This window comes from Bradyrhizobium sp. CCBAU 25338, from assembly GCF_028128965.1.
GTDB classification, from domain to species: Bacteria; Pseudomonadota; Alphaproteobacteria; order Rhizobiales; family Xanthobacteraceae; genus Bradyrhizobium; species Bradyrhizobium liaoningense.
Map to the genome: position 1 here is coordinate 726,537 of NZ_LFKY01000043.1, position 13,178 is coordinate 739,714.

A 13,178-nucleotide genomic window follows, 5' to 3' on the forward strand; every position below is an offset into this window, starting at 1 on the left:
CGCGGCATACTCGCGGGCTTGATACGAACTCTTTCGATGATGCCACTCTGCCAGTGTTTTGCCCGACGTGTCAAATGGCTGTCTCGCGGCCCACGAAGGAGTCCGCCACAAACTTCATTCCGGCCGAAGCAAAGGCCGTATCCAGCGAGAGAACCATTCCTCACCGTCATTGTGCGGATTGCCCGGGCCGTCCACTCCGAAGATCGGTGGTGGAATGAGGTAGCTCGGCTCATCCGCGAATATACCGATCGGCTTGCTCGGCTGCGGATGCTGGCCGTCAGCGGGCGACACGGTCCAACTGCCAAACCGCTCGTTGAATTCGGTAGACGGCAGATACGGGACTGGCGCACTCCCGGATGAGAACACGCTGCCCGCGTTCGTCTCATTCACCCGGGTGAGACGTCGGACATCTTCGGGCGCGACTGATCCTGCGGCAGACGCGGCCGCGGCCTCTGGCAAATCTTTGGCAGGCACGGTGCCGACTGCCGTGCTGGCCCAATTGCCGAAGCGATCCGCAAAATTACTAGCGGGGGTCTCTGGATCAAATGACGAAGCCTCGCCCAACCGCGGCACGAACGCCGATGAGCCCGAAGAGTTGCTGCTGCCAGCCGGGGTGTGGACGTTAAGCCTATCGCCGTTGGTGTTGAACGCAGACGCGCCTGCCGAGAACACTCCTCCGCCAGGAGCGGCAGCGCCCATCGTCGGATCGGAACTACTTTCCTGCGCGTTGGCAGCGCGCGTAAGCGCCAAGGTGCCCCCAATGGCAAGCAGCCAAGCGGGAACGAAGGGGGCCGCTGCGCCGAGTGCGGCCGCTCCGGCCAACCAAGGAAGAAGACCGCGCGCCGGAGACGTGCCTCCGGCGAAGGGATTCTCGTAGAATGGAAGCGCCGTTCCGGAGTGCGGATCGGATTGCAGCACCAGCGGATCTGTCGGGGCAGCCGTTGTCGGAGGCAATTGGCCGAGCCGTTGTTCATTCGGATCCAGCGTGGGAAAAGGTGGCAGCGCACGTGTGACGCGGGGATCACTTCGCGTGAACCCTTCCTGTTCGTCCAGACCGGCAAGCGGAGGTGAACTGTAGCCCGGCAGCGGCGGAAAGTCGCTCGGGTTGGCTGGTGTTGAGCCGGGTATGCGAAGAGTGTCCGAGGAGGGATCGGGCGCTTCGAACTTGGACCAATCCGTTCCGCCAAGGTTGCGATTGCCAGCCGTTATGTTGACGTCAGGATTGCGGGCAATCACCTCATCCAGTAGTTTCCGCCTCTCTGGGTTATCCAAGAATAGCAACCATTTGATCAGATGGTCCAGACCGGCATTCGTTCCTCTTTGCTCGATGTCTCTGATGGCTCTGAGTTGATCCGGGTACTGCGCGAGATAGGCTTTGTGGTCGCTGAGAACCTTCGCATTTGAGAGATTGACCTCCTCTCGCGTCTTGTCGATGGGCCAATTTGTATAGAGATCACCGTTGAGGAAGCCGACGCGCATTGCATCGATGAGAGTCCTTATCTCCGCAGTTCGCTTGCTTGGACTTTCGATCTCTTTGATTGCATCGAGTTTCTCACCGACGGCCTCGACGTACGAATCAATGTGATTACCAGGATGAGGCGACACGTTTAGTTTCGCGGCAATCTTCGGATCTGCTGGCAAATAGATGCGGTTTGCCGGAGAGTCGATATCGAAGGCTTTCTTGTCTATCCCGCGAAATGCGCGGTGGTCTCTAAAGCGGTCGAGAATAATGTGGTGATCAAAGAAAATTGACATACACCCTCACAAATGAGGCTCTTTAGAGTGTGGGCTGATTGAAGGAGGTGGATGAGGCGCACGCGCACGGGCGCCGCGGCGAGGGCCGCGCGTCTGTCAAACGGACTGCAATGCTTGTGAAATGCTAGGGCACGCTGGCGAAGCGCTCGATCATCCGCGGTGGATGCGAGTCACGAAGTGCCAAACTATTCGCCAGCCCGAAAGGAACGACGCTCGTCAGTTCTGTTGCGATCGTTCGATGAAGTATTGCCGTGCCAACCGCCATCTGCCCGCGTTGCTACCAGTGCCCGCGAACAGAAATTGCTCCGCCTCAACGTATCATTGCTGAAGCGAAGCGGGCCGGGACATCTCCGCCGGACCATGGGACGCAGAGCCGTATGCGAGCGCCCCCTCATTCTCGGGAAGACTCAAGGCAGACTCAGAGTTTTAAGACGTCTTGAAACCTAATTCTCTTGAGGCCCGCGGACTTGCAGGCGTCCTTGAGGTCTTGGTCGCATATGAAAGCCGAATCGCGGTGTGCCATACGGAAAATATGAGCGTTGCCGATTGTGGCCTCTCTGAAGACCAGTTTGGCATCTGGAAGGAACGAGTAATATTTCCGACCGTAGTCGCGATAGCAGGTATCGTCCCGAATTCCGATGCGCAGGCGCGATTGCGATTCGTCCAGCGCGTCGAGGACGCGGACGACATCGCAGAGCCAATAGTTCGGTCCATCATAGCAAGCGTGCGGCATTCGCACATCACACGGCACAAATACAAAGGCGTCCGGGTCAAGCGTCTCGAATACTGCCTTTGTCCGGTCCGAAATGAGCCACCAGTCATAACAGAGCTCGAGGTCATATGGCAGACTGCCGACCGATTTATCAAACACATAAGGCACATGCGGGGTAGACGCCGGCAGACGAGATACTCCGTACGGAGGAAGGATACTCTCGTCCTCAACCCAAAACCCCGACCCGCCTCCCACTCTGAAATCGGGACCCATTTTGTAGAAGCGACGCTTTCGTGCGCTGGGTCGTTTCGCAACAGAAACTGTCTTCTGGTCACTCATGACTGAGCCTCGTCAAGCATCGCCTGCAACGACACATGCCACGATAAGCCGCCCAACAATAAAGCCCGCGGCGGTGTGCGGGGCTTTATTCGGGTTCTTTGGATGATACCATTCCGCCAGTGTTTTGCCCGATCTGTCAAATGATCGATCTCGAAGGGCTTCCACATAAGTTCGCAATCAGTCTTCAATTCCATCGCGGCCGTCACAACCATACCCTTTCAAGATTGGCAACAGCTGCGCATCAGCTCAATACTTGGTCGCATCGGTAAATCCGATACCTCTCATACCCGCTTTTTGCGCGCATCCTTAGCTACCTGGTCGCAGACTGTCATGGGATAGAAGGCAGCATGAAGATATGAGCCGCTCCGACAGTGTTCTCTTTGAAGAGAAGGCAACTTCTTTTCTCAGGTTGTAAACCTTACGATTGGGCGTCCGATACTCGATCTCGAGAACGGAGTTCGCTTCGTCGATAGCATCGAGAACTCTGACAATGTCGCAAAGCCACTATGTTGCGCCGGGCGGCCGTCTCGATACCGTGCCTCGCATCTGACAAAACGAACTCCCTCGAAATCCAACGCCTCAAGAAGGCTCTTCATCCGGTCGGAAACGAGCCATTAGTCGTGAAAGAGCTCCCAGTCCGTGCCGAGGGTGCGCACTTACGTGAAATCATCAGTACAGCAAAACACCGGCAGCCCTCCAAAAACATCAGAGTTCTTGTAGCGAACCGCAATCCGCTCGCTCGCATTTGCCCCGATCGTATCGCCGTCCTTCACCACGTTTCCATGCTCGATCAGATACACGGAAAGTCCGGCTACCTTGTCGAACAACGCCGGAAGTGCAAGCTTTCCGGTCACAAACTCGATCTCACGGCCTACAAAGGCGGACAGCCCCATCGTGATCGCTCCGATCTTCGCACCCGACCGGAACGGAAGAATGTCAACCCATAGCCTGAAGGGGTAGTCAGGATACGGGGCGAGCGACCAGCGAGATTCCTCGAGCCATACATCGGCCGGCCGCGCGACCCGGCCAGCCCACACCACACCGCAACATTCCGGCACGGTCGCAATCAACGCACCGATGACTGCGGTCGTAAGGCGGGCAGCGATCAACGGCTGCTCAGCTTTTCCGAGCAGCGAGACGATCATGTGGCCTTGATGGCGCGCCGCCACCGCCTCGCTCTCCGACCACGTTGTGGCAGCGCGTGCCCACAATCCCGGATCCTGCGGAATGGGTGCCGGCATCGACATGACGGCAACAAGCTCGTTGCCGCATCGAATGAGGGGTGAGTCTGCCTGAACCTGCTGCGCACCTCCGTTGTCCATTGCAAACTCTGGATGTCGGGCGTGAAGGGCCTTGGCGACCGCTGACATGTCCGGCGTCACCGGATTGTCCAATAGGACCAAAGCGAGAAGCGAGTTACTCATCGACTGCCCCGCAGGATATTCCAGGACGAGACCGATGCTTCGGTACTTCGCCCACAGGTTGAACCAAAAGCCACTTAGAACAAAAAGAGAACATTGTCAATCGACGTTCTACGCTCGCGTCGAGCGAGCGCAAGAGGGATCACGGCCTCATGTCAATGCAGGAGGTCGAGGCCGATGCGAGTGGCTAGGCGGCGCAGACATTCCACAGCACCCATCACCCGCCGTTGCCATCCGCCTCCTCCTTCAGAGGCGCGTCCTGCGTCTTGCGCCCAAGAAAGCCTTGGCCGGTGAAACGACGTCGACTACCGAGGTCGCTTTGGTTCAAAAATGAGCCTGGCATCACGTCGCGCGCAAAATGAGTAAGTGGCTCAAGCGGCTGAACTTGCACCCGAAAATTTAATCTGCGGCCGTACCAAATGATACAGACCCCTTCTCCGCAAGCGGTGTAGGATTGATCCATCACCGCAAGGCCCGTGGCACAGATCGGTGATGAGAACGCCAGTTGCGCTCCCGCCTGCTCGAATGAGGGAGATGCGCCATGCAGACACGACGTCGTTTCAAACAGACCAAGACCCTGACCGACAGACTCGCGGACGAAGCCGCCCGCTGTCGCGCGGAAGCGCGCACGCTTACGCCGGGGCGTCGCCGCGAGATGCTGCTGCGCCAGGCGCGACAGGACGAGACCGCCATGCAGATCGAGGCCTGGCTGCGCTCGCCCGGACTGAGGGCGCCGACATGACGCAGCAATATCGCGCCTATCTCGTCGGCGAAAACGGCGTCTTCCGATCCGCCGAAGCGTTCGAAGCCCCGTCCGATTCCTCCGCGCTGGTCTTTGCGAAGCAGTTCACGCGGCTAGGCAAGGTCGAAGTCTGGCAGCTCGGCCGCAAGGTCGCCGTGCTGGACTCCGATCAATCCCGGCCACCGCTGCACGCGCGATCCCGATCGGCACCGATGCATCAATGATCGCGTGACCGCGATCGCGACGTCAGATCTTCGATCTCGAAGCAGAACGTCACCTGCATGACGGGACCGCCGGCGTCGCGAACGTCGATCGCCATCTCCTGCCGGCCGCCCGTGAGCGGCGCGGACAGCACGGCGTCGCGCGCCATGTCGGCAACCGACTTGGCCGCCTCGGCCTGAACCGCGCGCGGGCCGGACAATTCCAGTCCCTCCTCGTCCACCGCAGTTCCCTTCTCGTCGCGAAGGTCGAAGTAGTATCGGGGCATTGTTGCATCCTTTGCCGTAATAGCTCAGGGAGCGAACAAAGGTTTCCAAGAGGACGCAAAAATTCTCTTGGGATCAAAGGGTTTTGGGAACGGAGCGCGCACGCTCAGCCGGGACCGGAGTGCGTGAGCTCGCGCACTCGCCTCTCACTCCTCCGCAAGCTTGCGCTCGATATAGGCGTCCACCGTCTCGGCGAACGAACGCTGCACGCCGACCGCGGCATCGTGCTGGTCGAGCGCGTCGCGCTGGAGCACGCGCAGGCCGCGTCCGCGGACGCTCGCCGGCGCCGTGTTCAGGAACTGATCGATGGCGCCCCTGGCGAGCGGAATGGCCTTGGGATCGCCCCTTGCGATCAGGAGCCGCAACAGGCTCTGGCATTCGGCCAAGCCGGGCATGGGTTCTCTCACCTTTGCTGCGATTTCGGCTTCGGCCGCTTGACCGGCTGGGTATGGGTGCCGAACAGCGCCAGCAGGAACGCGACTTCTTCCTTCGAACCGATCTGGATCATGATTGTCTCTCCTGTTCGTTTCGTTGGTCGAGGTGCGGAGCCGAGCCGTTCAGGACAATCGGGTTTCAGCACTGTTTCAGGCGTGTTTCATCGAGGTCATCCGCACGGCCCCGCCTGTTTGCGTCCTCAAAATCAAAGCCCGCGACGGATTGCTCCGCGCGGGCTTTCATCGATCGCGCTGTTGCCTCGGGAGGCGCCGAAGCCCTGGCGGGACCACGGCCACCGCGCCTTCCCGTCTCAGTGCATGTGACCGATCAGGCAGGCGCGCCGCCAAGAAGGATCACAGCGGGATGGCCCAAAGCAACAGCACAGGCATTTCCTCAGTGCGAGGTGCAGATCTTGACCGTCTTCATGCCGGCCTCGGCTTCAGACCTGGTCTTGTACACGGTGTCGCCGCTGACAACCGTCGTTTCCGTGGTCGTCGGCTTGGATTCGGTGATGGTGCACTTCTTGGTCTTGACGTCCTGAACCACGTAGAACGATTGCGCAAACGCGGGAGACGCAACTGACGTCAGCACAGCGGCTGCAATGATGGCTTTGATGTTCATCGTGTCCTCCTCCAGCAGCCCGGTCATCAGGCCTGTCATCTACAAACAGGACAGATTGCCACTTGTTCCCGGACCAAGATTCGAACCAACCGGCTCGGACTGCGTTGGTGCGCCAACAGGAGGCTTCGATGCTGAACGTGCGGCTCGTGACAACTTCTCTGGCGATGCTGGTCGCGCTGATGGCTGCAGAAGCAGCTGAGCCCGTCAAGGACCAGGCTGCTCCTGTCGTTCAAAGCTCCGCCGAAGCCCGCCCCATCCGCGTCATACTTCCAGCTCCCTGGGAAACCACCCAGAGCCAAGGCGAGCCTGTGAAGTCTTCAAAGTAGCAGCCTGCCGGGGAACGCCACTGCGGCAGACGACGGCCACAGCTCGCTCGACGTTGCCGACCAAAGAGCCGCGGCAGACTCCTCCAGAACAGTAGCAACCAATTCGAATCTCGCATGTTGTCGCCGGCACAATCACTTGCAGGAGACAAAAACATGTCACGTCTAACTCTGCTGGCAGCAACCCTGTTGCTGCTCGGCGCGGCGCCCGCGGGCGCCCAGTCGCAGCCGGCGCAAAGCGGGCCCGGAAACAACGCCGTCAACAGCTCGGACCAGAACAACTCAAATGCTCCGGTCGCCGGCCGCAACAGCTTCACCGAGGGACAGGCGAAATCGCGGATCGAGGGCGCGGGATTTTCCAACGTCTCCGGCCTGCAGAAGGACAACGAAGGCGTCTGGCGCGGCAAGGCCGACAAGGCCGGCACCAAGACCGATGTCAGCGTCGACTTCCAAGGCAACGTCAATCCCGCCAAGTAAGGAGGAATTAGCATGACGACCACCATTTCTCGTCTCTACGACAATTATTCCGATGCGGAGCAGGCTGTCAGGCGGCTCGAAAACGCCGGCGTACCGCACTCCGATATCAGCATCGTCGCCAACAACTCGGACAATTGGTACGACTCGTCGTCCGGCAAGGCCGGCCTCACATCGGGCGGCAAGGTCGATCGTGATCGCGACGGCACCGACGATCGCGCCGAGGGCGCGGGGACCGGTGCGGGCATCGGCGCCGGCATCGGCGGAGCGGCAGGCCTGCTCGCCGGCCTCGGCCTGCTGGCCATTCCCGGCCTCGGGCCGGTCGTCGCTGCCGGATGGCTCGCTGCGACCGCTGTCGGTGCGGCCGCCGGGGCAGCAACCGGAGGCATCGTTGGCGCCCTCACCGAAGCCGGTGTCTCCAAGGAGGATGCATCGCTCTATGCCGAGGGCGTTCGCCGTGGCGGCACGCTCGTCACAGCCAGGGTGCCGGACCAGGATCGCGCACGCCTCGAAGCGCTTCTGCACGAGAGGTCCGTGAACTTGCAGGATCGCAGCTCAGCCTGGAAGAAGTCCGGCTGGACCGACTTCGACGCGGCAAGCCCGCCGCTCGCGCCCGACGATATCAGGCGCGAACGCGAGCTGTACGGCGCGGGCTCGCGGCGATAAGCCGGCAGCAGGCCCAACACGACAAAGGCCCCGCGATGCGCGGGGCCTTTTTCATGCCGAACGCCGGTCATCATCGCGACGCCGGCACTCGCCCATGGTCTGATCTTGCCAGTGTTTTGCCCGACGGGTCAAACTTTATCTCAAATTCAGCAAAGCGGATTGGGCGAAGTGAAATCTCTTCGCGTCATGCTGGGACATGTCGCCTGGACGGGGCAAGCCGGGAGATCGTCAATGTACTACGTCGCCGCTGCATTGCTGGTGCTGTCGGGACTGTTCTATTCCGCGAGCCGTCATGAGCTCGGCCAATTCGGAGCGGACGTGTGCAGCTATGGCGGCACGTTCTGCGACAATCCGGTGGTTCTCTTCACCGGCGCGGCGCTGGCCGCCGCCTGGGGCATGTTCGTCAGCGTGAAGTAAGACGACCCGGGCAGCTTTATCCGCACGGAATTTCCGCCGCCGGTTGCGAGCCGCGGATGGCCGCCGATTTCGAGACGTCTTGCGATGTTGGCAATCTACCCCTGTTTTGTCCGACGGAGCAAGCGAATTTAGCATTATCAGAAATACCGCCGCTCGCGCGGCAGGAACCTATGTTCCCGCACTCGCATTTGCTAGGGAGACGCCAGTCCCCCTGCGAGGTCCCCGTACATGCGCGACAGCGCCCTCACGCCGACGAAATCCGCGCCGACGCTGATGCAACGGCTGGGGCCCGGCCTCGTCACCGGAGCTGCCGACGACGACCCGTCCGGCATCGCCACCTATTCGCAGGCCGGCGCGCAATTCGGCTACGGGCTGCTCTGGACCGTATTCCTGACCACGCCGTTCATGATCGCGATCCAGCTCGTCAGCGCGCGGATCGGCCGCGTCACCGGCAAGGGGCTCGCCGCCAACGTCATGCAGATCGCGCCGCGCTGGGCGGTGCTGGCCCTCGTCGCCATGCTGGTTGCCGCAAACACGTTCAACATCGCCGCCGACATCGCCGCGATGGCCGAGGCGCTCTCGCTCGTCATCGGCGGCCTCAACCACGAACACGCGCTGATCTTCGCGGCCGGCTCCACCCTGCTCCAGGTGTTCCTCCCCTACCGCCGCTATTCGCCGGTGCTGAAATTCCTCACCTTGGCGCTGTTCGCCTATGTCGCGACCGCCTTCACCGTCGACATTCCCTGGAGCACGGCGCTGCTCGCCGCGGTGTGGCCGAAGGCAAATGTCAGCGGCGACTATTTCATGATGGTGGTCGCCGTGCTCGGCACCACGATCAGCCCCTATCTGTTCTTCTGGCAGGCCTCGCAGGAGGTGGAGGAGATGAACCAGGGCCAGCGCGACAAGCCGCTTCGCGAGCTCAGGCACGGCGGCAAGCCGGAGCTCGCGCGGATCAGGACCGACACCATCTCCGGCATGCTGCTGTCCAACGGCATCGCCTTCTTCATCATCCTCACCACGGCCTCGGTCCTGCATGCCAACGGCATCACCAACATCAATTCGGCGACCGAAGCGGCCGAAGCGCTGCGGCCGCTCGCCGGGGATTTCACCTTCGCCCTGTTTGCGATGGGCATCATCGGCACGGGCCTGCTCGCCATCCCGGTGCTGGCGGGCTCGGCCGCTTACGGCGTCGCGGAGATCTTCGGCTGGCGTGCCACGCTGGAGGCCAAGCCGGACGAAGCGGTCGGCTTCTACACCATCATCGCGGCGGCGACCCTCATCGGCTTCGGCCTCGGCTTCACCGGGATCGACTCGATCCACATGCTGGTGTGGAGCGCGGTGCTCAACGGCATCGTCGCCGTCCCCATCATGGCCATGATGATGCTGATCGTCTCGAGCCGCGCGATCATGGGCCGCTTCAGGGGCCGCTCATGGCTGATCGCGCTGGGCTGGCTCGGCACTGCGCTGATGGCGCTGGCCGTCCTCGCGCTGCTCGTCTCTTCGATGGTTGGCTGACGAGACCGGCGAAAGCGCCACCGGGACGCGCTCGCGGGCGCATCGCTGCGCCCTTCACGCAGGTCCTCGGTTGGCCTAACAATGCGGTCCGGGCCCGGATCGAGCCACAAGAAGAAGCCCGGGCGACAGGGAGCGACATGAGCAAATCATCAAAAGCAACAAGCCTCGAGATCCTTGCCTGCGATGCCGGCTGGAGAAATTATCATTTCGTCAAGCTGACGACCGAGGACGGCATCGTCGGCTGGAGCGAGTTCGACGAGGGTTTCGGCTCCCCCGGCGTTGGGGCTGCCATCCATCGCCTCTCCGCCCGTGTCATCGGGCAGAACATCTTCCAGCACGAGCGCATCTTTGCCGAATTGTTCGCAGCGACCCGTCCCGCCGCCGGCGGCGTGGTGGCGCAAGCCCTCGGTGCAATCGAGAATGCGCTGCTCGATGCCAAGGCGAAGTCTCTCGGGGTCCCCTGCTATGAGCTGCTCGGCGGCAAGATCCGCGACCGTATCCGGGTCTACTGGTCGCATTGCGCCACATGGCGCATCAATCACCCATCCTGGTACAAGCCGCCAATCGAAAGTCTCGATGGCGTCAAGGCCATGGGGCGCGAGGTGCGCGAGAAGAAGTTCACCGCGCTCAAGACCAACATCTTTTCCTATGACGACGGCAAGCCGACCGGCTGGCGTCCCGGCTTCGGCTCACCCTTCGCCCCCGAGATCAACGTCGACCGCAAGATCCTGCGCGACCTGCACATGCATCTGGAGGCGATGCGCGACGGCGCGGGTCCCGACGTCGACATTCTGCTGGACTGCAACTTCAACGCCAAGACCGAAGGCTATCTGAAGATCCTGCGCGCCATTGCCGACCTCGACATGTTCTGGGTCGAGATCGACAGCTTCAATCCGGAGGCGCTTGGTTATATCCGCAGGCAGAGCCCGCACCCGATCTCATCCTGCGAGACGCTGCTCTCCTTGCGGGAATTCCTGCCCTATTTCCACGAGCAGGCGATGGACGTCGCGATCATCGACACGCCCTGGAACGGCGTCTGGCAATCGATGAAGATCGCGAGCGCTGCGGAAGCCTTCGAGGTCAACGTCGCCCCGCACAATTTCTACGGCCATCTCTGCTCGATGATGAACGCACATTTCTGTGCCGCGGTGCCGAACCTACGCATCATGGAGATCGACATCGATCGTCTGTCCTGGGACCGCGAGCTGTTCACGCATGAGCCGGAGATTCAGGACGGCCATCTGATCGTCCCGGACCGGCCCGGCTGGGGCACCGAGCCCAACGAGGACGCCGTGCGCGCGCACCCGCCGAAGACGAGCGGCGGGCTCCTCAACTACGGCCGCAGGAGCTGAGAGCTACGGCGTCACGGGATTGACGGTCGGGGACGTCTTCGGCCCCGGGCGTGCCGGCTCGACCGGTGACTTCGGTTCGGTCGGAAGCACGGCGGCGCCCGCGGCGCGCGCCGCTTCTCCCGTGGTCGCGTACATCGCGACATGAGCCGGCTGGGTCTTGGCGCGGCTCCACGGCCCGTGGTCGACGATCAGCATTGCCGCAATCGTCACACCCGCCACGATCAGCGCGATCACACCGGGATGCCGAAGGGCGGTGGAGATGGAGTTTGCGAAACGACCACTTGTCATCGAAGGATCCGCTATTTTCCTATTGCAGGTTAACTCAATCGCGCCCCACCCGGTTCCCCGCCCCCATCAAGCAAGTTCCAGGCCAGCGCGTCGGACCCTGCTGCTGCAGCCGAATCCCAGCTGGGAACACACTAAGACCGCCGCGCCTCGCACAAACGCCGTCCGCCGCTTCACTCCCCCGGAGCGATTGCGTTGCTCGGCGTCGGCCGGTCTGTGATCTGCTGGCCGAACAGGCTGCCGATCAGCTCGACTGCAGCACGCGCCGTCCGTCCACGTTCGTCCAGGAAGGGATTGAGCTCGACGATATCGACCGATCCGACTAGGCCGGAATCGTGCAACAGCTCCATGATCAGGTGCGCCTCGCGATAGGTGGCGCCACCCGGCACCGTGGTGCCGACGCCCGGCGCCACGCAGGGATCGAGGAAATCGACGTCGAAGCTGACATGCAGCACGCCATTGCTCGCCTTGACCCGCTCGATGACGCGCCGGATCATGACGGCGACGCCGAACTCGTCGATCTGGCGCATATCGACGATCCTGATCCGACGCAAGCGCATCAACTCCTTTTCGAGCTTGTCGATCGAACGCGCACCGAACAGGTCCAGCCTGTCCGGGTCGATCGACGCGCGCGGATCGCCGCCGAGCAGGCCGTCGAGGCCGGGCTCGCCGCACAGGAACGCAGCTGACATGCCGTGCATGTTCGCGGTGATCGTCGTCTCCGGGGTGTTGTAGTCGGCATGGGCATCGAGCCAGAGCACGAAGAGTTCGCGTCCGCGCTCTTGCCAGTGACGCGCCATCGCATTGACCGACCCCATCGACAGCGTGTGATCGCCGCCAAGGAAGATCGGCAGCGCACCGGTTGTCGCGATCTCATAGCCTCTGCGGCTCAGGACTCGTGTCCAGCGCTGGATTTCGCGGTAGTGATTGGCATTTTCGGGCGGCGTGTCGGTAAGGTCCCGGACTTCGGCTACGGAAAGATCGCCATAGTCGACAACCTCGAAATCCAGGCTTTCGAGCAGTGTTGCCAGGCCTGCGGTGCGCAGCGCCGCAGGCCCCATCAAGGTGCCGCGCTGCGAAGCCCCCATGTCGATGGGAGCACCGAGCAAGGCGATGCGCCGGGCTCGATCCGTCACGGTCCGATCGGTCACGGCTGTCTCCTGACATCAGCAAGGTTGACCCAGCCTAACAGAGATTCGCACCCGTCGTTTCCCGGAGAAGGCAGCCACCATCGATGTATCCCGGAACAAAATCCCGTGCGCTGAATTGCCCATCCAAGGCCGGCACTCGTCGTAAACCACGCGCCTGTCGCGGATAGCCAGAGGTGTCGGCTTCCATCATCAGGCCCGGAGGTCGCCCCCTTGAGCACCGAGATACCGCAATCCACGTCCCAACCCGGCATGGCCGAGCGTGCCATCGATGCAACGGCGGATGTCTCCCGCACGATCGGTGAAGTCGCCGGAGGACTGCGCGCAGGCGTCGACCGCCTGACCTCTGCCGTCGAGGAATCGCGAAAGCCTGGCGGGGCTCTCGCGACGGTCGCAGCGGTCACCCGCGAAGCGCCGCTTGCCAGCCTGTTCGTTGCGTTCCTCTTTGGCATGGCGGTGGCGCGCCGGCGGTAGAAGCGAAGCCCCCG

The 13,178-nt window shown here is 62.0% G+C and carries 19 protein-coding genes; 9 read left to right on the forward strand and 10 right to left on the reverse strand.

The window, feature by feature from the left end:
• Positions 1 to 114: 114 nt before the first annotated feature.
• The 5 genes from ACM42_RS37120 to ACM42_RS37130 form a co-directional block, all read right to left on the reverse strand.
• The gene (locus ACM42_RS37120) at positions 115 to 1,755 is read right to left on the reverse strand and encodes an AHH domain-containing protein (protein WP_271533404.1); all 1,641 of its coding nucleotides are present in this window, start codon (positions 1,753 to 1,755) and stop codon (positions 115 to 117) included.
• 418 nt (positions 1,756 to 2,173) lie between these two features.
• Complete coding sequence (locus tag ACM42_RS37125) at positions 2,174 to 2,806, reverse strand: imm11 family protein (RefSeq protein ID WP_271533405.1); 633 nt, start codon at positions 2,804 to 2,806, stop codon at positions 2,174 to 2,176.
• A gap of 306 nt (positions 2,807 to 3,112) precedes the next feature.
• Positions 3,113 to 3,298 (reverse strand): hypothetical protein, encoded by a 186-nt coding sequence (locus tag ACM42_RS38775; RefSeq protein ID WP_442868971.1) that lies wholly within the window; start codon positions 3,296 to 3,298, stop codon positions 3,113 to 3,115.
• Positions 3,211 to 3,402, reverse strand: coding sequence for a hypothetical protein (locus tag ACM42_RS38780; RefSeq protein WP_442868968.1), 192 nt, complete (start codon positions 3,400 to 3,402; stop codon positions 3,211 to 3,213). Before ACM42_RS38780 ends, ACM42_RS38775 begins: the two co-directional genes overlap by 88 nt.
• 60 nt (positions 3,403 to 3,462) lie before the next feature.
• Positions 3,463 to 4,230 (reverse strand): DUF4261 domain-containing protein, encoded by a 768-nt coding sequence (locus tag ACM42_RS37130; RefSeq protein ID WP_271533406.1) that lies wholly within the window; start codon positions 4,228 to 4,230, stop codon positions 3,463 to 3,465.
• Positions 4,231 to 4,768: 538 nt separating this feature from the next.
• On the opposite strand from ACM42_RS37130, the gene ACM42_RS37135 reads away from it, so the two are divergent.
• Both ACM42_RS37135 and ACM42_RS37140 read left to right on the forward strand, forming a co-directional pair.
• Positions 4,769 to 4,969 carry a hypothetical protein gene (locus tag ACM42_RS37135; RefSeq protein WP_271533407.1) on the forward strand — a complete coding sequence of 67 codons (201 nt, stop codon included), beginning with the start codon at positions 4,769 to 4,771 and terminating at the stop codon, positions 4,967 to 4,969.
• Positions 4,966 to 5,193 (forward strand): hypothetical protein, encoded by a 228-nt coding sequence (locus tag ACM42_RS37140; RefSeq protein ID WP_271533408.1) that lies wholly within the window; start codon positions 4,966 to 4,968, stop codon positions 5,191 to 5,193. Before ACM42_RS37135 ends, ACM42_RS37140 begins: the two co-directional genes overlap by 4 nt.
• Here the strand turns inward: ACM42_RS37140 and ACM42_RS37145 are convergent.
• From ACM42_RS37145 to ACM42_RS37155, 3 genes are all read right to left on the reverse strand, one after another.
• Positions 5,187 to 5,456, reverse strand: coding sequence for a DUF6894 family protein (locus ACM42_RS37145; RefSeq protein WP_271533409.1), 270 nt, complete (start codon positions 5,454 to 5,456; stop codon positions 5,187 to 5,189). The two genes, ACM42_RS37140 and ACM42_RS37145, sit on opposite strands and share 7 nt — an antisense overlap.
• 144 nt (positions 5,457 to 5,600) lie before the next feature.
• A complete protein-coding gene (locus ACM42_RS37150; RefSeq protein ID WP_271533410.1) occupies positions 5,601 to 5,849 on the reverse strand; it encodes a hypothetical protein in 249 nt (82 codons plus the stop codon).
• A 433-nt stretch (positions 5,850 to 6,282) separates the two neighbouring features.
• Entirely contained in the window at positions 6,283 to 6,510 is a 228-nt protein-coding gene (locus ACM42_RS37155; RefSeq protein ID WP_028178924.1) for a hypothetical protein, read from the reverse strand.
• A 128-nt stretch (positions 6,511 to 6,638) separates the two neighbouring features.
• On the opposite strand from ACM42_RS37155, the gene ACM42_RS37160 reads away from it, so the two are divergent.
• The 6 genes from ACM42_RS37160 (at position 6,639) to ACM42_RS37185 (ending at position 11,257) form a co-directional block, all read left to right on the forward strand.
• Positions 6,639 to 6,836 carry a hypothetical protein gene (locus ACM42_RS37160; RefSeq protein ID WP_271533411.1) on the forward strand — a complete coding sequence of 66 codons (198 nt, stop codon included), beginning with the start codon at positions 6,639 to 6,641 and terminating at the stop codon, positions 6,834 to 6,836.
• A 153-nt stretch (positions 6,837 to 6,989) separates the two neighbouring features.
• Positions 6,990 to 7,310, forward strand: coding sequence for a hypothetical protein (locus ACM42_RS37165; protein ID WP_271533412.1), 321 nt, complete (start codon positions 6,990 to 6,992; stop codon positions 7,308 to 7,310).
• A 12-nt stretch (positions 7,311 to 7,322) separates the two neighbouring features.
• Positions 7,323 to 7,973, forward strand: a complete 651-nt coding sequence (locus ACM42_RS37170) for a general stress protein (RefSeq protein WP_271533413.1) — start codon at positions 7,323 to 7,325, stop codon at positions 7,971 to 7,973.
• A gap of 231 nt (positions 7,974 to 8,204) precedes the next feature.
• The gene (locus ACM42_RS37175) at positions 8,205 to 8,390 is read left to right on the forward strand and encodes a hypothetical protein (RefSeq protein WP_035676373.1); all 186 of its coding nucleotides are present in this window, start codon (positions 8,205 to 8,207) and stop codon (positions 8,388 to 8,390) included.
• A gap of 228 nt (positions 8,391 to 8,618) precedes the next feature.
• Positions 8,619 to 9,905: an NRAMP family divalent metal transporter gene (locus ACM42_RS37180; RefSeq protein ID WP_271533414.1), complete on the forward strand. Its 1,287-nt coding sequence runs from the start codon at positions 8,619 to 8,621 to the stop codon at positions 9,903 to 9,905.
• Positions 9,906 to 10,042: 137 nt separating this feature from the next.
• The gene (locus tag ACM42_RS37185) at positions 10,043 to 11,257 is read left to right on the forward strand and encodes a mandelate racemase/muconate lactonizing enzyme family protein (RefSeq protein ID WP_271533415.1); all 1,215 of its coding nucleotides are present in this window, start codon (positions 10,043 to 10,045) and stop codon (positions 11,255 to 11,257) included.
• Positions 11,258 to 11,260: 3 nt separating this feature from the next.
• Here the strand turns inward: ACM42_RS37185 and ACM42_RS37190 are convergent, their stop codons facing one another.
• Positions 11,261 to 11,545: a hypothetical protein gene (locus ACM42_RS37190; protein ID WP_035676369.1), complete on the reverse strand. Its 285-nt coding sequence runs from the start codon at positions 11,543 to 11,545 to the stop codon at positions 11,261 to 11,263.
• A 170-nt stretch (positions 11,546 to 11,715) separates the two neighbouring features.
• The gene (gene rocF / locus ACM42_RS37195) at positions 11,716 to 12,693 is read right to left on the reverse strand and encodes an arginase (RefSeq protein ID WP_271533416.1); all 978 of its coding nucleotides are present in this window, start codon (positions 12,691 to 12,693) and stop codon (positions 11,716 to 11,718) included.
• A gap of 210 nt (positions 12,694 to 12,903) precedes the next feature.
• On the opposite strand from rocF, the gene ACM42_RS37200 reads away from it, so the two are divergent.
• On the forward strand, positions 12,904 to 13,164 hold the full coding sequence (locus tag ACM42_RS37200) for a hypothetical protein (protein WP_028178916.1): 261 nt from the start codon (positions 12,904 to 12,906) through the stop codon (positions 13,162 to 13,164).
• Positions 13,165 to 13,178 lie beyond the last annotated feature (14 nt).

Excerpts from the sequence above, each read along its gene's own strand:
- ACM42_RS37120 (WP_271533404.1), bottom strand. The coding sequence starts at position 1,755 with ATGTCAATTTTCTTTGATCACCACATTATTCTCGACCGCTTTAGAGAC.
- ACM42_RS37125 (WP_271533405.1), bottom strand. The coding sequence starts at position 2,806 with ATGAGTGACCAGAAGACAGTTTCTGTTGCGAAACGACCCAGCGCACGA.
- ACM42_RS38780 (WP_442868968.1), bottom strand. The coding sequence starts at position 3,402 with ATGAAGAGCCTTCTTGAGGCGTTGGATTTCGAGGGAGTTCGTTTTGTC.
- ACM42_RS37130 (WP_271533406.1), bottom strand. The coding sequence starts at position 4,230 with ATGAGTAACTCGCTTCTCGCTTTGGTCCTATTGGACAATCCGGTGACG.
- ACM42_RS37135 (WP_271533407.1), top strand. The coding sequence starts at position 4,769 with ATGCAGACACGACGTCGTTTCAAACAGACCAAGACCCTGACCGACAGA.
- ACM42_RS37140 (WP_271533408.1), top strand. The coding sequence starts at position 4,966 with ATGACGCAGCAATATCGCGCCTATCTCGTCGGCGAAAACGGCGTCTTC.
- ACM42_RS37145 (WP_271533409.1), bottom strand. The coding sequence starts at position 5,456 with ATGCCCCGATACTACTTCGACCTTCGCGACGAGAAGGGAACTGCGGTG.
- ACM42_RS37150 (WP_271533410.1), bottom strand. The coding sequence starts at position 5,849 with ATGCCCGGCTTGGCCGAATGCCAGAGCCTGTTGCGGCTCCTGATCGCA.
- ACM42_RS37155 (WP_028178924.1), bottom strand. The coding sequence starts at position 6,510 with ATGAACATCAAAGCCATCATTGCAGCCGCTGTGCTGACGTCAGTTGCG.
- ACM42_RS37160 (WP_271533411.1), top strand. The coding sequence starts at position 6,639 with ATGCTGAACGTGCGGCTCGTGACAACTTCTCTGGCGATGCTGGTCGCG.
- ACM42_RS37165 (WP_271533412.1), top strand. The coding sequence starts at position 6,990 with ATGTCACGTCTAACTCTGCTGGCAGCAACCCTGTTGCTGCTCGGCGCG.
- ACM42_RS37170 (WP_271533413.1), top strand. The coding sequence starts at position 7,323 with ATGACGACCACCATTTCTCGTCTCTACGACAATTATTCCGATGCGGAG.
- ACM42_RS37175 (WP_035676373.1), top strand. The coding sequence starts at position 8,205 with ATGTACTACGTCGCCGCTGCATTGCTGGTGCTGTCGGGACTGTTCTAT.
- ACM42_RS37180 (WP_271533414.1), top strand. The coding sequence starts at position 8,619 with ATGCGCGACAGCGCCCTCACGCCGACGAAATCCGCGCCGACGCTGATG.
- ACM42_RS37185 (WP_271533415.1), top strand. The coding sequence starts at position 10,043 with ATGAGCAAATCATCAAAAGCAACAAGCCTCGAGATCCTTGCCTGCGAT.
- ACM42_RS37190 (WP_035676369.1), bottom strand. The coding sequence starts at position 11,545 with ATGACAAGTGGTCGTTTCGCAAACTCCATCTCCACCGCCCTTCGGCAT.